The organism is Pseudideonella sakaiensis (assembly GCF_048320135.1).
GTDB classification, from domain to species: domain Bacteria; phylum Pseudomonadota; class Gammaproteobacteria; order Burkholderiales; family Burkholderiaceae_C; genus Ideonella_A; species Ideonella_A sakaiensis_A.
This window is the reverse complement of record NZ_CP182947.1, coordinates 5025403-5042616: the sequence shown is the minus strand read 5'-3', so window position 1 is coordinate 5042616 and position 17214 is coordinate 5025403. Positions and strand designations below refer to the sequence as shown.

The 17214-nt window shown below is 64.7% G+C and carries 12 protein-coding genes and 3 tRNA genes; 4 read left to right on the top strand and 11 right to left on the bottom strand.

Annotation, left to right across the window (positions count from 1 at the left end):
• Positions 1 to 1374, top strand: a complete 1374-nt coding sequence (locus ACNH6H_RS23075) for a DUF1501 domain-containing protein (protein ID WP_418320615.1) — start codon at positions 1 to 3, stop codon at positions 1372 to 1374.
• 12 nt (positions 1375 to 1386) lie between these two features.
• Here ACNH6H_RS23075 and ACNH6H_RS23070 read toward each other — a convergent pair whose 3' ends face one another.
• The 10 genes from ACNH6H_RS23070 to ACNH6H_RS23025 all read right to left on the bottom strand — a co-directional run bounded on the left by ACNH6H_RS23070 (position 1387) and on the right by ACNH6H_RS23025 (position 13448).
• Positions 1387 to 2295: a DMT family transporter gene (locus tag ACNH6H_RS23070; RefSeq protein ID WP_418320614.1), complete on the bottom strand. Its 909-nt coding sequence runs from the start codon at positions 2293 to 2295 to the stop codon at positions 1387 to 1389.
• A 107-nt stretch (positions 2296 to 2402) separates the two neighbouring features.
• Positions 2403 to 2476 (bottom strand) — tRNA-Cys (locus tag ACNH6H_RS23065).
• 97 nt (positions 2477 to 2573) lie between these two features.
• Positions 2574 to 2649: transfer RNA gene (locus ACNH6H_RS23060), tRNA-Gly, on the bottom strand.
• 125 nt (positions 2650 to 2774) lie between these two features.
• Positions 2775 to 5198: an endopeptidase La gene (gene lon, locus ACNH6H_RS23055; protein WP_418320613.1), complete on the bottom strand. Its 2424-nt coding sequence runs from the start codon at positions 5196 to 5198 to the stop codon at positions 2775 to 2777.
• A gap of 95 nt (positions 5199 to 5293) precedes the next feature.
• Positions 5294 to 6562 carry an ATP-dependent Clp protease ATP-binding subunit ClpX gene (clpX, locus tag ACNH6H_RS23050; RefSeq protein ID WP_418320612.1) on the bottom strand — a complete coding sequence of 423 codons (1269 nt, stop codon included), beginning with the start codon at positions 6560 to 6562 and terminating at the stop codon, positions 5294 to 5296.
• A gap of 179 nt (positions 6563 to 6741) precedes the next feature.
• A complete protein-coding gene (gene clpP / locus ACNH6H_RS23045; RefSeq protein ID WP_418320611.1) occupies positions 6742 to 7350 on the bottom strand; it encodes an ATP-dependent Clp endopeptidase proteolytic subunit ClpP in 609 nt (202 codons plus the stop codon).
• Between the two features lie 131 nt (positions 7351 to 7481).
• Entirely contained in the window at positions 7482 to 8795 is a 1314-nt protein-coding gene (tig, locus tag ACNH6H_RS23040; RefSeq protein ID WP_418320610.1) for a trigger factor, read from the bottom strand.
• 40 nt (positions 8796 to 8835) lie between these two features.
• A tRNA-Leu gene (locus ACNH6H_RS23035) sits at positions 8836 to 8922 on the bottom strand.
• A 186-nt stretch (positions 8923 to 9108) separates the two neighbouring features.
• Positions 9109 to 12294 carry an efflux RND transporter permease subunit gene (locus tag ACNH6H_RS23030; RefSeq protein ID WP_418320609.1) on the bottom strand — a complete coding sequence of 1062 codons (3186 nt, stop codon included), beginning with the start codon at positions 12292 to 12294 and terminating at the stop codon, positions 9109 to 9111.
• On the bottom strand, positions 12291 to 13448 hold the full coding sequence (locus tag ACNH6H_RS23025) for an efflux RND transporter periplasmic adaptor subunit (RefSeq protein ID WP_418320608.1): 1158 nt from the start codon (positions 13446 to 13448) through the stop codon (positions 12291 to 12293). The genes ACNH6H_RS23030 and ACNH6H_RS23025 overlap by 4 nt, the downstream gene beginning before the upstream one ends.
• A gap of 104 nt (positions 13449 to 13552) precedes the next feature.
• On the opposite strand from ACNH6H_RS23025, the gene hpnC reads away from it, so the two are divergent.
• From hpnC to hpnE, 3 genes are read left to right on the top strand one after another with little or no spacing between them, the layout of a single operon-like run.
• Complete coding sequence (hpnC, locus tag ACNH6H_RS23020; RefSeq protein WP_418320607.1) at positions 13553 to 14455, top strand: squalene synthase HpnC; 903 nt, start codon at positions 13553 to 13555, stop codon at positions 14453 to 14455.
• Positions 14452 to 15312, top strand: a complete 861-nt coding sequence (gene hpnD / locus ACNH6H_RS23015; protein ID WP_418320606.1) for a presqualene diphosphate synthase HpnD — start codon at positions 14452 to 14454, stop codon at positions 15310 to 15312. Before hpnC ends, hpnD begins: the two co-directional genes overlap by 4 nt.
• A gap of 40 nt (positions 15313 to 15352) precedes the next feature.
• Complete coding sequence (gene hpnE / locus ACNH6H_RS23010) at positions 15353 to 16618, top strand: hydroxysqualene dehydroxylase HpnE (RefSeq protein ID WP_418320605.1); 1266 nt, start codon at positions 15353 to 15355, stop codon at positions 16616 to 16618.
• A gap of 16 nt (positions 16619 to 16634) precedes the next feature.
• On the opposite strand, the gene ACNH6H_RS23005 is transcribed toward hpnE, so the two are convergent.
• Positions 16635 to 17108 (bottom strand): CBS domain-containing protein, encoded by a 474-nt coding sequence (locus ACNH6H_RS23005; RefSeq protein ID WP_418320604.1) that lies wholly within the window; start codon positions 17106 to 17108, stop codon positions 16635 to 16637.
• Between the last annotated feature and the right edge of the window lie 106 nt (positions 17109 to 17214).

Here is a 17214-nt window from a genome sequence, read left to right as displayed (position 1 = left end):
ATGACCACCGCAGCTTCAAGACGCGAATTTCTGCGTCGTGCCGCCAGCCTGTCGATCGCCGGCGCGGCGACCCCCTGGGCCCTGAACCTCGCAGCGCTTGGCGAAGCGGCAGCCGCTGGCGCCAGCGATTACAAGGCATTGGTCTGCGTCTTCCTGTACGGGGGCAACGATTACGCCAATACGCTGGTTCCGTACGACAACCCGAGCCACACGGCTTATCTGAGCCACCGAGCGGCGATCGCATTGCCGCGCGACTCGCTGCAGCAGACCGTGCTGGCACCGGCAACGCCGCTGGCCGATGGCCGCCAATATGCGCTGGCACCCGGGCTCGCGCCGCTGAAGCCGATTTTCGATGGCGGGCAGATGTCGGTGCTGCTGAATATCGGCACGCTGGTCCAGCCGACCAGCAAACAGGCTTATGCCAACCGGTCGGTGCCGCTGCCGCCGAAACTCTTTTCGCACAACGACCAGCAATCGGTCTGGCAATCGTCGTCGCCGGAAGGCTCGACCTCGGGTTGGGGTGGACGCATCGGCGACCTCTTCGCGGCCGGCAATGGCAACTCGACCTTCACCTGCATCAGCGCTGCCGGCAATGCGGTCTATCTGTCCGGGCACAGCGCGGTGCAGTACCAGGTGACGAGCAACGGTTCGGTGCCGCTGGCGGCGCTCGCCGCACCGCTGTTCGGCTCGCAGGCCTGCAGCGATGCACTGCGGACACTGGTCACCGCGCCGCGCACGCACCTCTTCGAGGCGGAACATGCGCGCGTGATGAAGCGGGCCATCGATGCCGACGCGCAGCTCAGTTCGGCGCTGGCTGGCGCACCCGCCCTGACGACGCCCTTTCCGACCGGCAACGGCCTCGCTGCCCAGCTGTCGATGGTCGCCCGGCTGATCGCGGTGCGCCAGGCGCTCGGGGCGAAGCGGCAGGTCTTTTTTGTCTCGCTCGGCGGCTTCGACAACCACGACGGCATGCTGACCGATCACCCGGGACTGCTGACCACCGTCGGCAATGCGTTGGCGGCATTCCATGCAGCGACCGTCGAACTCGGCGTCGCGTCGAACGTGACCGCCTTCACGGCATCCGACTTCGGCCGCACCTTGACGACCGACGGCGATGGTTCGGACCACGGCTGGGGCAGCATGCATTTCGTACTCGGCGGCGCGGTGCGTGGACGCAGTTATGTCGGCACCGCACCGGTGATCGCGAACAACGGGCCGGACGATGTCGGCCAGGGGCGGCTGCTGCCGGCGATCGCGGTCGACCAGTTCGCCGCGACGCTCAGCAGCTGGTTCGGTGTCAGCGACGGCGAAATGCCGACGGTGCTGCCGAATATCGGCAACTACAGCCAGCGCAACCTCGGCTTCCTCGGCTGAGCGGCTGCCCGTTCAGCGCTTTCGCGTCGCCAGCCAGATGCTCGGCAAGATGATCGCGGCACCAACCGCGTGGTACCAGCGCGGCGGCTCGCCGAGCACGAGCCATGCACTGAGCGCGCCGTAGATCGGCGCCAGGTACAACACCAGCACGGCGCGCGCTGCGCCGAGCTCGTGCAGCAGGAATGAATAGGCCTGGTACGAAATGACACCGGGCAGCACTGCCGCCAGCACCACCAGCAGCAGCCCCTTGCCCGGTTGCGCGAGAGCCGGAGCGCTGCTTGCGAGCAGTTCGATCAGCGTGAACGGCAGCAGCACGACAATGCCACCGGCAACGATTGCGGCAAGCCGGGCGACATTGTCGAGCGCCGAGGTCCAGCGCTGCAACAGCAGCGAATAACCGACCCAGGCCGCAGCGGCAGCCAGCAGCCACAGATCGCCGGCAACAAATCGCACCGCAAGCAGTTCGGCCGGCCGCCCCTTCGTGATCACGAACAACACGCCGGACAACGCGAGCGCCATGCCCCAGCGCTGCGCCGCGCCGACCGGCTCGCGCAGCAGCCTCGCGCCGAGCAGCGCAACGACAACCGGTGTCGCCGCATAGATCAACCCCATGTTCGCGACACTGGTGCTGCGCGCGCCGATATAGACGAAGGCACCACAGATCCACATCCCAAGCGCGCCAAGCAGCAGCATGCGCGGCCATTCGCCGCGCCATTGCGGCCAACCAAGCACCAATGCCCGCCAGGTCAGCGGCAGCATGATCACGAATGCCAGCGACCAGCGACCGAGTGCAAGCAGGTGCGGCGAGATCGCATCGACCGACGCCCTTGCGATCACATAATTCGACGACCACAAGGCCGGCACCAGCCACAACACCGCCAGCGCCAGTCTGCGCCGCGTGACCGGAGTCATCGGGGCCATGAGCAATCTTCGGCAGACAACGTTGCAACGCCGCAAGTGGTCGCAAAAAAGCCCGGACAGGCCGGGCTCGAATGAATCGCCATCGCAATGCGTGGCATCAAGGATGCTGGAGGCGCGACCCGGAGTCGAACCGGGCTGAACGGATTTGCAATCCGGTGCATAACCGCTTTGCTATCGCGCCGTGTGTGATCAATTCCTCAGTGCGGCGGGCCACACTTCCGAACTGCAATGCTACCGATAAAAAAAGGGAAGCCGAAGCTTCCCTTTTTCGAATCGTCTGGAGCGGGAAACGAGACTCGAACTCGCGACCTCAACCTTGGCAAGGTTGCGCTCTACCAACTGAGCTATTCCCGCGAAGTGCTTTGCTGACTTGAGTTTTGTTGCCAACCCTCGTGTTCAGCGAAGCCAAGATTCTAACCCATTTTTTTCGCTCTCCGCAAGAGTCGATGAAGTTTTCATCTCATCTTGCGGCCTTGCTTTCAATGGGTCAGCGTATCCGAAGCCGGGCCTGGCGCGGGCTTGTCAGCCGGCTTGCCGTCGGCCTTCGCCGGCTCTTCATCCGGCAATGCCTCGGGCAGTCTTTCAAGCGCGACTTCGAGCACGCGATCGATCCACTTGACCGGAATGATCTCCAGGTGATTCTTCACGTTTTCCGGGATCTCCTGCAGATCCTTGACGTTTTCCTCCGGGATCATCACCGTCTTGATGCCGCCGCGATGGGCCGCGAGCAGCTTTTCCTTCAGGCCGCCGATCGCGGTGACCTCGCCACGCAGCGTGATCTCGCCAGTCATCGCGACATCGGCACGCACCGGGATCCCGGTCAGCGCCGACACGAAGGCAGTCGTCATCGCGATACCTGCACTCGGGCCGTCCTTTGGTGTCGCACCGTCCGGAACGTGCACGTGCACATCGCGCTTCTCGAACAACTCGTCCTTGATGCCGAGCCGGCGCGAACGGCTGCGCACGACCGAGCGTGCGGCCTCGACCGACTCCTTCATCACATCACCGAGCGAGCCGGTGCGGATGATGTTGCCCTTGCCCGGCATCGCCGCCGCCTCGATCGTCAGCAGGTCGCCGCCGACTTCGGTCCAGGCCAGACCGACAACCTGACCGACCTGGTTTTCCTTCGTCGCCTGGCCATAGTCGAACTTGCGCACGCCGAGAAAATCGTTCAGGTTCTTTTCGTTGACGATGACCTTGCCGTCGTACTGCTTCAGCTGGCTGCCCTTGACGACCTTGCGGCAGATCTTCGAGATCTCGCGCTCGAGTGAACGAACACCGGCCTCCCGCGTGTAGTAGCGGATGATGCCGCGGATCGCCGATTCCTCGACCTCGAGCTCGTCGTCCTTGACGCCGTTGTTCTTGCGCTGCTTCGGCAGCAGATAACGTTCGGCGATGTTGACCTTCTCGTCCTCGGTGTAGCCGGACAGGCGGATCACTTCCATCCGGTCGAGCAAGGCCGGCGGAATGTTCATCGAATTTGACGTCGCGATGAACATCGTGTCGGACAGGTCGAAATCGACCTCGACATAGTGATCGCTGAAGGTGTGGTTCTGTTCCGGATCGAGCACCTCGAGCAGCGCCGACGACGGATCGCCACGGAAGTCCATGCCGAGCTTGTCGATCTCGTCGAGCAGGAACAGCGGATTCTTCGTGCCGACCTTGGTCAGGCTCTGCAGCACCTTGCCCGGCATCGAGCCGATGTAGGTGCGGCGGTGGCCACGGATCTCGGCTTCGTCGCGAACACCGCCGAGCGCCATCCGGACGAACTTGCGCCCGGTTGCGCGGGCCACCGATTGGCCGAGCGAGGTCTTGCCGACACCCGGAGGGCCGACCAGGCACAGGATCGGCGACTTGACCTTGTCGACGCGTTGCTGCACCGCGAGGTATTCGAGGATGCGGTCCTTGACCTTCTCGAGGCCGAAATGGTCCTCGTTCAGCACGTTCTCGGCGAACGTCAGGTCATGCTTGATCTTGGTCTTCTTTGCCCACGGCAGGTTGACCAGCGTGTCGATGTAGTTGCGCACGACAGTCGCCTCGGCCGACATCGGCGACATCAGCTTCAGCTTCTTGACCTCGGCGTCGACCTTCTTCTTGGCCTCCTTCGGCATCCTCGCGGCGACGATCTTCTTCTCGAGCTCCTCCATGTCGGCGCCTTCTTCGCCGTCACCGAGTTCCTTCTGGATTGCCTTGACCTGTTCGTTCAGGTAGTACTCGCGCTGGCTTTTCTCCATCTGCCGCTTGACGCGGCCACGGATGCGCTTCTCGACCTGCAGGATGTCGACCTCGTGCTCGAGTTGCTCGAGCAGCTTCTCGAGCCGCTTGTCGACGGCATACAGGTCGAGCACCGACTGCTTGTTCTCGAGCTTCAGCGGCAGGTGTGCGGCGATCGTGTCGGCAAGACGGCCGGCATCGTCGATGCCGGCGATCGAGGTCAGGATTTCCGGCGGAATCTTCTTGTTCAGCTTGACGTACTGGTCGAACTGCTGTGTCACCGCGCGGCGCAGCGCCTCGATCTCGGGCTTGGTTTCGGCCTCCGGCGGCACCGGCGTCACCTCGGCAACAAAATGTTCGCCGTTGTCGCTGATCGTGTGGGTATCGGCGCGCTGGATGCCCTCGACGAGCACCTTGACCGTGCCATCGGGCAGCTTCAGCATCTGCAGGATGCTCGATACGCAACCGACCTCGAACATGTCGTCCGGTTTCGGCTCGTCCTTGCCGGCAGCCTTCTGCGCGACCAGCATGATCTGCCGGCCTGCCTCCATCGCGGCTTCGAGCGCCTTGATCGATTTCGGCCGTCCGACGAACAGCGGAATGACCATGTGCGGGAAAACGACCACGTCGCGCAGCGGCAGCAGCGGCAGGGTGATGCGTTCAGCAGGTAAAACGGGATGTCCGGACATGAGGGAACCTCTCTTTCTCGAACCCATGTAGGGTCCGAGTCTTCAATTGCAAGAAGCCTGCCGCAGGCCGGGCGCGAGCCGCAGGCACCAATCCCTCAGGCGCTGGCCTTGGCTTGCTCGTGGTAGACGAGCAGCGGAGCCGCTTCTTCTTCGATCGTGTGTTCGTCCATCACGACCTTGGCGACGCCATTCAGCGTCGGCAGGTCGAACATCGTGTCGATCAGCGCGAGCTCGAGAATCGATCGCAGCCCGCGTGCGCCGGTCTTGCGCGCCAGCGCCTTGCGCGCGATCGCCAACAGAGCCGACTGGCGGATCTCGAGTTCGACATCGTCCATCGCGAACAGCTTCTGGTACTGCTTGACCAGCGCATTTTTCGGCTCGGTCAGGATCTGCACCATCGCATCCTCGGTCAGCTCGCCGAGCGTCGCGACGACTGGCAGACGGCCAACCAGTTCCGGAATCAGGCCGAACTTGATCAGGTCCTCGGGCTCGACCTCGCGGAAGACCTCGCCGACCGCACGTTCGCTTTTCGTCTTGACGGTCGCGCCAAAACCGATGCCCGACTTCTCGGAACGGTTCTGGATCACCTTCTCGAGGCCGTCGAATGCGCCGCCGCAGATGAACAGGATGTTGGTCGTGTCGATCTGCAGGAAGTCCTGGTTCGGATGCTTGCGTCCGCCCTGCGGCGGCACCGACGCCATCGTGCCCTCGACCAGTTTCAGCAAGGCCTGCTGAACGCCTTCGCCCGACACGTCACGCGTGATCGACGGGTTGTCGGCCTTGCGCGAGATCTTGTCGATCTCGTCGATGTAGACGATGCCGCGCTGCGCCCGCTCGACGTCGTAGTTGCAGTTCTGCAGCAGCTTCTGGATGATGTTCTCGACGTCTTCGCCGACATATCCAGCCTCGGTCAGCGTCGTCGCATCGGCGATCACGAACGGCACGTTGAGCAGCCGCGCCAACGTCTGCGCGAGCAGCGTCTTGCCGGAGCCGGTCGGCCCGATCAGCAGGATGTTGCTTTTGGCCAGTTCGACGTCTTCCTTCGCGCGGCTCATGTGGCGCAGCCGCTTGTAGTGGTTGTAGACGGCGACCGACAGGATGCGCTTGGCCACTTCCTGGCCGATCACGTAGTTGTCGAGGTTGGCCTTGATCTCGCTCGGGATCGGCAGATCCGACTTGCCGCCCTTGGCATCAGCACCCTCGGCCGGAACTTCGTCGCGGATGATGTCGTTGCACAGTTCGATGCATTCATCGCAGATGAACACCGACGGGCCGGCGATCAGCTTCTTGACCTCATGCTGGCTCTTGCCGCAAAAGGAGCAATAAAGCACTTTCTCGCTGGATGAGCCTTTTTTCTCGGCCATGGATAGGTTTCGGGTTCAGGGGTGAGCAGACAAATGATAGAACAAAAGCCAAACCGGCCTCTCAGAGAGAAAGGCCTTTCCGGTAGGGCATTTTCCGCCCCGTCCGACAGCGGGGCTGGCCGGAGGCGGGCCGGCGGCAGACAGCCACTTGCGCTGCCGCCCGACCGCTCGGCAACGATTCAGGGGCGCCGGTCGATGACCTGGTCGATCAGGCCGTAGTCGAGCGCTTCGTTGGCCGACATGAAGAAATCGCGCTCCGAGTCGAGGCGGATCTTTTCCAGCGTCTGGCCGGTGCGCTCGGCGAGGATCTTGTTCAGGCTTTCGCGCAGCTTCAGGATCTCGCGCGCCTGGATCTCGATATCCGAGGCCTGGCCCTGGGTACCGCCGGACGGCTGGTGGATCATGATCCGCGAATTCGGCAGCGCCAGCCGCTTGCCCTTGGCGCCCGCCGCCAGCAGGAAAGCGCCCATGCTGGCCGCCATGCCCATGCACAGCGTCGACACCTGCGGCTTGATGAACTGCATCGTGTCGTAGACAGACATTCCGGCACTGACCGAGCCACCCGGCGAATTGATGTAGAAGAAGATGTCCTTGTCCGGGTTTTCGCTTTCCAGGAAAAGCAGCTGCGCGACGACCACGTTGGCCGACTGGTCGGTCACAGGGCCGACCAGAAAAACGATGCGCTCGCGCAGCAGGCGCGAGTAGATGTCGTAGGCGCGCTCACCGCGGCCCGATTGCTCGATGACCATCGGGACCATGCCCAGACCTTGGGTGTCGAGTGCGCTCATCGTGCTGTCCTCAGAAGATTGGCGTGATATGGAGAAGTGGGGTTCGATTATCCAACCGCAAGCCCCGCCCGTGCATGAAAAAGGGCACCGTCCGAGCCGGAACGGTGCCCTGGCAGAAAGGCCCGCTCGCGTCAGTTCTGCGCGGCCATCAGTTCGTCGAACGGCAGCGCCTTGTCGTTCACCTTCGCCTTGGACAAGACGAATTCGGCGACGTTGTTCTCGATCACCACCGCCTCGACATCGGCCATCCGCTGGCGGTCGCCGAGGTACCAGCGCATCACCTCGGCCGGCTTTTCATAACTTTGCGCCATCTCCTCGATGTGCGCCTGCAGTTGCTCGGGCTTGGCCTGCAGGTTGTTTGCCCGCACCAGCTCGCCGACAGCCAGGCCGAGCCGGACGCGGCGCTCGGCCTGCGGCTGGAAGATCTCGGCCGGGATCGGCGTCTTGTCGGCATCCTTGATGCCACGCTTCTTCAGATCGGCCCGCGCCTGCTCGATCATGCGCTCGCATTCGCCTTGCACCAGCGCATTCGGCACGTCGAGCTCGGCGATCTTGATCAGACCGTCCATCACCGCCGCCTTGTTGCGCGCCTGCACGCGGAATTTCACTTCGCGCTCGAGGTTTTTCTTGATGTCGGCGCGCAGCGCCTCGACCGTGCCGTCGGCGATGCCGAGCGACTTGGCCAACGCCTCATTGACCTCGGGCAGGTGCTGGGCCTCGATCTTGTTGACCGTGACCATGAAGTCGGCTTCCTTGCCGGCGACATCCTTGCCCTGGTAATCCTCAGGGAATTGCAGCGGGAAGGTCTTCGACTCGCCGACCTTCATGCCGCGCACCGCCTTGTCGAAGGCCTCGAGCATCTGGCCTTCGCCGATCAGGAACTGGAAGCCTTCGGCCTTGCCGCCTTCGAACGGCACGCCGTCGATCTTGCCCTCGAAATCGATCGTCACGCGGTCGCCTTCGGCAGCAGCCTCGGTCTGCGGCCGCTGCGCAAAGCTGCGCCGCTGCTTGCGCAGGATGTCGATCGTCTTGTCGATCGCTTCCTCGGTCACTTCGGTGCTGACACGCTCGATCTCGAGGCTGGACAGGTCGCCGAACTTGACGTCCGGATAAACCTCGAAAGTCGCGTCGAAGGCGATTTCGCCTTCCGGAGCGCCTTCCTTCTCGGTGATCTTCGGCGCGCCGGCAACCCGCAGCTTGGCCTCGGTGGTGGCTTCGGAGAAGGCCTGGCCGACCTTGTCGTTCATCACCTCGTAGTGGACCGAATAGCCATAACGCTGCTGGACCACGCTCAACGGCACCTTGCCCGGACGGAAGCCGTCGGCCTTGACGGTGCGCGCCAACCGCTTCAGCCGCGTATTGACTTCGTTGGTGATGGTTTCTGCCGGCAGCGTCAGCGTGATGCGGCGTTCGAGTTTCTCGAGGGTTTCAACGTTCACGGACATGGTCAGAAAAACTTTCTCAAAACAAGACTGAAGGAAATCATGGTGCGCGGGGGGGGACTCGAACCCCCACACCATTGCTGGCGTCAGGACCTAAACCTGGTGCGTCTACCAATTTCGCCACCCGCGCTGGCCTGGGAATCTACGGCTGCCCCGCCGCGCCCTGGTTCGAACTCTGTTGGATCTGGAAAAGCTTCACCCTCGCCGAAGCACACCCGGCGCAAGCCCGACAAAGTCGGCGTCTTGCGCCGTTTCAGCCCGGCCGGCCCCGCAGTAAACCGCGGATTTTAACCTTTTCGGCCAGCCCCCTTGCCGATCATGCTGCAGGACTCGGCGAGGCCGGCGGCGGACCGACACGAAACCAGGCGGCATACATTGCCGGCAAGGCCAGCAGCGTCAATGCGGTGGCAACGATCAGCCCCCCCATGATCGCGACCGCCATCGGGCCCCAGAAGACACTGCGCGACAGCGGAATCATCGCCAGCACGGCAGCCGCAGCGGTCAGCACGATCGGCCGGCAGCGGCGCACCGCGGATTCGACGATCGCGGTCCACGCCGCGACACCGCGGGCGCGTTCCTGCTCGATCTGGTCGATCAGGATCACCGAATTGCGCATGATCATTCCCATCAGCGCAATCACGCCGAGCAAGGCGACGAATCCGAACGGCCGGTCGAGCAGCAGCAATGCGCCAGCGACACCGGCGATGCCGAGCGGCCCGGTCAGAAAGACCAGCACCGTGCGGCTGAAACTCTGCAACTGCAGCATCAGCAGCGTGAACATGATGAACAGCATCAGCGGCGCACCCGCGGCGATCGATCCCTGGCCCTTGCTGCTCTCCTCGACGGCGCCGGCGACCTCGATCCGATAACCGGGCGGCATCGCCGCGCGGAGCTCGGCAAATTCCGGCAAGAGCTGGGCGCTGACGGTTGCGCCCTGGATCCCGTCGACGACATCGGCCTGCACGGTGGCGGCGTAGTCGCGTCCCTCGCGCCACAACACGCCAGGCTCCCAGCCGAGTTGCGCCTTCGCGATCTGGCCGAGCGGGATGCTGCGGCCGCTGGCGGTCGGCACATAGGCATTCGACAGGTCACTGATCGCATCGCGCTCGTCGTGCGGCTGGCGCAGCACGATGTCGATCAGCTTGTCGCCGTCGCGGTACTGACCGACCGGCATGCCGTTGTTGATCGTCCGCGCCGCCTGCGCGATGCCCTGGCTGGTGACGCCGAGGCTGCGCGCCTTCGCCTGGTCGATCTCCAGCCTGACGACCTTGATCGACTCGTTCCAGTTGTCGTTGATGTTGCGCAGATTGGGGTTGCTGCGCATGATGGCCTTCACCTGATCGGCATAGCCACGCACCTGCTCGGTGTGTGGCCCGATCACACGGAACTGCACCGGATACGGCACCGGCGGCCCGTTCGGCAACAGCTTGGCACGTGCCCGCGCTTCCGGAAATTCACTTGCCAGCAGTTCCGGCAGCCGCTTGCGCAGCGTTTCGCGTGCAGCGAGGTCGCGCGACATCAGCAGGATCTGGCTGACATTGGTCTGCGGAAAGATCTGGTCGATCGTCAGCGCAAAACGCGGCAGTCCGCTGCCGACCCAGGTGCTCGCCGAGACCACCTCGTCGAGCGCGATCAGGCGCTGCTCGACCCGTTTCGTGACTTCTTCGTTGGCGACGAACGATGTTCCTTCCGGATACCAGAGGTCGACCAGCACCTCGAGCCGGCTCGAATCCGGGAAAAACTGGTTCTGCACCCGGCTCATGCCGAACAATCCCAGTGCGAGGCTCGCAACCGTCAACCCAATCGTGATCCAGCGGTGGGCGACGCACCAATCAACGACTGTGCGAAAACGGCGGTAGAACGGCGTGTCGAACAATTCGTGCGGCTCGTTGTCGTCGGCGGCAACGGCCGAACGTTGCACCGCATGCGGCGGCGGCTTCAGCAGCAGTGTTCCGAGGTAGGGAACAAAATAGACCGATACCAGCCACGAGATCAGCAGCGCGGCAGCCGTCACCGCGAAGATCGCAAACGTATATTCGCCGACCGACGAGCGGGCCATGCCGATCGGCAGGAATCCGACCGCGGTGATCAGCGTGCCGGTCAGCATCGGCATTGCGGTCGCTTCGTAGGCGAAGGTCGCGGCGCGCAGCCTGTCGTAGCCCTCCTCGAGTTTGCGGACCATCATCTCGACCGCGATGATCGCGTCGTCGACCAGCAGGCCGAGCGCAATGATCAGCGAGCCGAGCGAAATCTTGTGCAGGCCGACGCCCCAGTAATACATCACGATGAAGGTGATCGCCAGCACCAGGGGGATCGTGATGCCGACCACCAGGCCGGGCCGCCAGTCGATCGTGAAGCGCCGGCTGCCGGGCTTGAAATGCAGGCCGAGCGCAACGAAACTGACGATGAGCACGATCAGCACCGCCTCGAGCAGCACCTTGACGAATTCATTGACCGAGTTCGAGACCACCGTCGACTGGTTCTGGAACTGCTCCATCTCGATGCCGACCGGCAGGTCGTTGCGGATTGCCGCGGTCGTCTGCTGCAATGCCTTGCCGAGCGCGATGATGTCGCCGCCGGCGGCCATCGACACGCCGAGCGCGATCACCTCGCGCCCCTGATGGCGCACCTTGACCAGCGGCGGATCGACATAGGCGCGACGGATCTCTGCGATGTCGCCGAGCTTCAGGCTTGCGCCGTTGGCGCGGATCGCAAAATTGCGCAACTGGTCGACGCTGTTGAATTGCCCGCCGACACGCACCTGCACCGAGTCGCTCGGAGTCGTGATCTGGCCGGCCGACTCGACCGCATTCTGCTGGCCGAGTTGCACCAGCACCTGGTTCAGATCAAGGCCGAGCTGGGCCAGCCGCAACTGCGAGATCTCGATGTACAGCTTCTCATCCTGGGCGCCGAAGATCTCGACCTTGCGCACATCCTTGACCTTCAGCAGCCGCTGCCGGACATCGTCGGCATGGCGCTTCAGTTCGGCATAACTGAAGCCGTCGGCCGACAACGCGTAGATCGAGCCGTAGACATCGCCGAATTCATCGTTGAAAAACGGCCCGATCACGCCGGCCGGCAACGCGCCGCGGCTGTCGCCGACCTTCTTGCGTACCGAATACCAGAGCTCGGCCATCTGCTGCGGTGGCGACGAATCCTTGACCTGGAAAATGATCTGCGTCTCGCCGGGCTTCGAATAGCTGCGGATCTTGTCGGCGTACGGCACCTCCTGCAGCGTGCGCTCGATCTTGTCGGTCACCTGATCGGCCATCTGCTGCGCGGTCGCGCCCGGCCAGTAGGCGCGCACGACCATCGCGCGGAAAGTGAACGGCGGGTCCTCGTTCTGCCCGAGCTGGAAATAGGCCGCCGCGCCGAGCAGCAGCAACACGACAAGCAGATAGCGGGTCAGCGCCGGATGGTCGATCGCCCAGCGGGAAATGTTGAACGAGCGCCGCTGCCCGTGCGACGGCGGCTGCGCGGCTGCGTCATCGGCGCTGCTCATCGGTCGACTGCAGCGGAGGTAGCCGGCCGCTCCACCGGCTGGCGTACCGCAGCGGCACCGTTGGCCGCGAACAGGCGCACCTTCTGGTCGGCATGGAGCACATGCACACCGGCCGTCACGACGCGCTGGCCGGCTTGCAGCCCGCCAGCGATGACCGCCTCGTTGCCGTCGATGCCGGCGATTTCGACCGCCTGAGCACGGACCGTCAGTGCAACCGGATCGACGATCCAGACCGTTGTCCGCCCCTGCTCTTCCCTCAGCGCCGACAACGGCAGCTTGGTGACGCCGGCCACCTGCGGCAAGACGACGTGGACCGCCGCGGTCTGTCCGAGCTGGACTGCTGTGCCGGCGCCGGCCGGCAGATCGGCCTTGACGAGAAAGGTTCTGGTCACCGGATCGGCCGACGCCGAGACCTCGCGCAGTCGGGCCGACAGTGGCGGCCCGTCGCGGCCCCAGAGATGGACGTCGAAGCTGTTGCCGGCGGCACCCAGCGACTTGATCAGCGCCACCTTGTCTTCTGGAATCGAGAACACGACATCGCGCGGCCCGTCGTGTGCCAGGCGCAGCACCGGCAAACCAGCCGCGACGACCATGCCGGGCTCGGCCAACACCGCGGTGACGACGCCGCCGACATCGCTGACCAGCTTTGCATACCGCGCCTGGTTACTCTGGACCTCGACCTGCGCTTCGGCCTGCCGCACCTGTGCCTCGGCGCTGCGCAATACATTCTGGCGGCGCTCGAGTTCGGCCGCCCCGATGAAGCCCTGCGCGCGCAGTTCCTTTGCGCGGCCGACCTCGGCGCGTGCCTGGTCGAGGCTGGCGCGCGCCGAAGCGAGGCCGGCGGCTGCTGCCTGCTGGCCAAGCAGCAGATCGCTGGCGTCGAGCGTGGCCAGCGTCTGCCCGGGCTTGACAGAATCTCCGAGGTTGACCGGTCGCTGCTGCAGTTTGCCGGCGACGCGGAACGACAAACCCGATTCGGTTCGGGCGCGGATCTCGCCTGCGAAGTCGAGCCGGCCACCGGCACTGTCGGTGCCGACGACGACGGTCTTGACCGCGCGGATCGGGTCGCTGGTGGGCGCGGATTTGGAACAGCCGGCAAGAAGCGCAGCCACGACGATCGCCGCTGCGGGCACACAGGACTTCAACAAAAGCATGGTTGATTAATAACTGACCGGTTGGTCAGTAATATAGTCGAGCGCGGCGTAAGCTGTCAAACGGCGGCATCCAGCCACCGGCGCAGCATCGTCGGCAGTCTGCAATGCAGCAGCGCGCCACGCGGGAGGCCTTCCGCGTGGACAATGCGCGGGTGAGCGTCGATCATTACGAAAATTTTCCGGTTGCCTCGCTGCTGTGCCCGCCGAGGTTGCGGCCGGCGGTGGCCGCAATCTACTGGTTTGCGCGGACCGCAGACGATCTCGCCGACGAAGGCGATGTTCCGGCCGCGCAGCGCCTCGCGGACCTCGCGGCATACCGCGCCGACCTGCTTGCGGTGGCAGCCGGCAACCCACCCGGCCCCCGCTGGCAGGGTGTATTCACCCGGCTGGGGCCGGTGATCGCCGAGTGGTCCTTGCCGCTGCGGCCATTCACCGATCTGCTCAGCGCCTTCGAGCAGGACGTCACCAAGCACCGCTACCGTGACCGCGCCGAACTGCTCGACTACTGCCGACGCTCCGCCGATCCGGTCGGCCGCTTGCTGCTGCACCTGTACCGTGTCGACGATGCCGACGCGCTGCGCCAATCCGATGCGATCTGCAGCGCGCTGCAGCTGATCAATTTCTGGCAGGACCTGCGCATCGATCTGCAGCGCGGCCGCATCTACCTGCCGCTCGACGATTGCGAGCGCCATCGCGTCGATGCCGACGCCTTGCTCGCCTGCCGGCCGGGCCCGGCTCTGAATGGGTTGCTGGCCGATGAAGTGGACTGGGCCCGCGGTTTGATGGCACAAGGTGCGCCGCTGGTGCACCGCATCGGCGGTCGTGCCGGCTGGGAATTGCGGCTGGTCGTGCAAGGCGGGTTGCGCATCCTCGACCACATCGCCGCCCGCGGATTCGACACCCTCGCTCAGCGTCCGCGGCTCGGCGCGCGCGATGCACTGCCAATGCTGTGGCGCGCGCTGCGCATGCGCAGCGATGGCGGTGTGCTCGCGGGGGCGGCACGATGAGCGCGGTCACCAGTCCGCAGCAATATGTGCAGGAGAAGGCGGCCGGCAGCGGCTCGAGTTTCTATTACGCTTTCCTGTTCCTGCCGCCGCAGCGCCGCGCCGCGATCACCGCGTTCTACGCCTTCTGCCGCGAAGTCGACGATGTCGTCGACGAAGTCAGCGACCCGGGCATTGCGGCGACCAAGCTGGCCTGGTGGCGCAAGGAGGTGGTCGCGAGTTTCGGCGGCCAGCCGAGCCATCCGGTGACCAAGGCGCTGATGCCGCTGACGGCCGAATTCGACATCCGCGCCGAACACCTGCTGGCGGTCATCGAAGGTTGCCAGATGGACCTCGACCAGAACCGCTTCCTCGATTTCGCCGGCCTGGCCCGTTATTGCCACCTGGTGGCCGGTGAAGTCGGCGAGGTGGCGTCGAACATCTTTGGCCGCAGCAGCGATGCAACGATCGCCTATGCGCACCGCCTGGGGCTGGCGATGCAGCTGACCAACATCATCCGCGATGTCGGCGACGATGCGCGGCGCGGCCGCATCTACCTGCCGGTCTCGGAGCTGCAGCGTTTCGACGTGAAGGCGCATGAACTGCTGATGCGCAAGCCGCCGTGGGGCTACAGCGACCGCTTCCAGGCGCTGATGCGTTTTCAGGCCGAGCGCGCCCACCAGATCTACGACGAGGCGCTTGCGCTGCTGCCCGAGCAGGACCGGGTCTCGCAGAAGCCCGGGCTGATGATGGCCAACATCTACCGCAGCCTGCTGCGCGAAATCGAGGCCGACGGCTTCCAGGTGTTGCACCAGAAGGTGTCGCTGACTCCGCTGCGCAAATTGTGGATCGCCGCGCGGACCCACGTGCGCGGCCGTTGACGTGGGGTCGACGGAAAAGGCACCTGCGGCAGCTTGCAGAGTGGCAGTCGTCGGCGCAGGTTGGGCCGGCCTCGCCGCTGCGCTCGAGGCCTGCGAGAGGGGTCACCGCGTCAGCTTGTTCGAGATGGCGGCAGAACCTGGCGGCCGGGCTCGGCAGGTTGCCGGCCACGAGGACCTTGGCGGCCTTGACAATGGCCAGCACATCCTGATCGGTGCCTACAACGACACCTTGGCGCTGATGCAACGGGTCGGCGTCGACCCGGCGCAGGTACTGCTGCGGATGCCGCTGCGGCTGGTTTATCCGGATGGCGGCGGGCTGCTGCTGCCGGCCGGACCTCCGGCGCTGGCTTTTCTGCGCGGCGTCCTCGGCCAATCGCGCTGGTCGCTGGCCGACCGACTGGCATTGCTGCGCGCGGCCGCCCGCTGGCGGATCCGCGGGTTCCGCTGCAAACCCGAACTGAGCGTTGCCGAACTGACCAGCGCCCTGCCGCCGACGATCCGCTCGCAGCTGATCGATCCGCTGTGCGTTGCGGCGATGAATACCCCGAGCAGCGCGGCCAGCGCCGAGGTATTCCTGCGCGTGCTGCGCGATGCGCTGTTTGCAGGCCCTGGCGCCTCCGACCTGCTGTTGCCGCGCCAGCGGCTGAGCCGCTTGCTGCCGGCACCGGCAATCAAGCAACTCGCGGCTGCCGGCGCGCGAGTGCGCACCGGTACGCGCGTGCGCAGCCTGCAGCACGACGCCGCCGGCGGCTGGCGGGTCGACAGCGAGCCATTCGACGCGGTGATCCTCGCGACGACAGCGACCGAAGCGGCCCGGCTGACCGCGGCGATCGCGCCGGCCTGGAGCGCAAGCGCCGCCGCGTTGCAGCACGAACCGATCGTCACGTTGAGCGTGCGCAGCGTCGGCACGGTGCTGGCGCACCCGATGCTGGCACTCGATTCCGATGACAGCGATCGACCGGTGCAGTTCGTTTTTGATCAGGGGCAGCTTGGCGCTTCGCCCGGCCTGCTGACGCTGGTGGTCAGTGGTGCTGCGCCATGGCTTGAACGAGGCCACGATCCGATGGTGGCGGCGGCACTGCGGCAGCTTGCCGAACAACTCGGCAGCGCGCTGGTTTCACCGCCGGAACTGTTGCAGGTGCTGACCGACAAGCGGGCGACCTTTCGCTGCACGCCGGGCCTGCAGCGCCCGTCGATGCGGATCGCCAACGGCTTGTACGCTGCAGCGGATTTTGTCGACGGCCCCTACCCTGCGACCCTCGAAGGTGCGGTGCGCAACGGCCTCGCGGCGGCGCGCGCGATCTGAACCCAGGCAGCGCAGATCAAGGCAGTTTCGGTTCGGCGGCAGCGTCTTTTTCATCCTCGACCGGCCAGTCGCGGATGTAGGCCTTCAGCATGCGGTTCTCGAAATCCTGGCTTTCGACAACCGCCTTCGCGACGTCGTAGAACGAGATCACGCCCATCAGCGTGTCCCCCGACAACACCGGCATGTAGCGCGCATGGCGGTCGAGCATCATGCGCCGCACATCGTCGATCTCGGTCTCCGGCGAGCAGGTCAGCGGGTGTTCGTCCATCACGCTGCGTATCAGGCTGGGACCGACCTCGCCGTCGTTTTTCACGACCGCCTTGATGACCTCGCGAAAACTCAGCATGCCGACCATCGCGCCTTTTTCCATCACGATCAACGAACCGATGTCGCGGTCGGCCATCGTCTCGACGGCCTCGCGCAGGCTCTGGTCCGGAGATACGGTGTAAAGCGTGCCGCCCTTGACGCGCAGGATGTCGCTGACTTTCATGCAGGTGTCCTCCAACGGAAACGTGACGACCGCTGCCGCTTGCGGCCGGCCCGACGCCTCCGTCGGACCGCGGGTATCGAGTGAGTCGTTTTCAATATAGCCCACA

Excerpts from the sequence above, each read along its gene's own strand:
- ACNH6H_RS23075 (WP_418320615.1), top strand. The coding sequence starts at position 1 with ATGACCACCGCAGCTTCAAGACGCGAATTTCTGCGTCGTGCCGCCAGC.
- ACNH6H_RS23070 (WP_418320614.1), bottom strand. The coding sequence starts at position 2,295 with ATGGCCCCGATGACTCCGGTCACGCGGCGCAGACTGGCGCTGGCGGTG.
- lon (WP_418320613.1), bottom strand. The coding sequence starts at position 5,198 with ATGTCCGGACATCCCGTTTTACCTGCTGAACGCATCACCCTGCCGCTG.
- clpX (WP_418320612.1), bottom strand. The coding sequence starts at position 6,562 with ATGGCCGAGAAAAAAGGCTCATCCAGCGAGAAAGTGCTTTATTGCTCC.
- clpP (WP_418320611.1), bottom strand. The coding sequence starts at position 7,350 with ATGAGCGCACTCGACACCCAAGGTCTGGGCATGGTCCCGATGGTCATC.
- tig (WP_418320610.1), bottom strand. The coding sequence starts at position 8,795 with ATGTCCGTGAACGTTGAAACCCTCGAGAAACTCGAACGCCGCATCACG.
- ACNH6H_RS23030 (WP_418320609.1), bottom strand. The coding sequence starts at position 12,294 with ATGAGCAGCGCCGATGACGCAGCCGCGCAGCCGCCGTCGCACGGGCAG.
- ACNH6H_RS23025 (WP_418320608.1), bottom strand. The coding sequence starts at position 13,448 with ATGCTTTTGTTGAAGTCCTGTGTGCCCGCAGCGGCGATCGTCGTGGCT.
- hpnC (WP_418320607.1), top strand. The coding sequence starts at position 13,553 with ATGCAGCAGCGCGCCACGCGGGAGGCCTTCCGCGTGGACAATGCGCGG.
- hpnD (WP_418320606.1), top strand. The coding sequence starts at position 14,452 with ATGAGCGCGGTCACCAGTCCGCAGCAATATGTGCAGGAGAAGGCGGCC.
- ACNH6H_RS23005 (WP_418320604.1), bottom strand. The coding sequence starts at position 17,108 with ATGAAAGTCAGCGACATCCTGCGCGTCAAGGGCGGCACGCTTTACACC.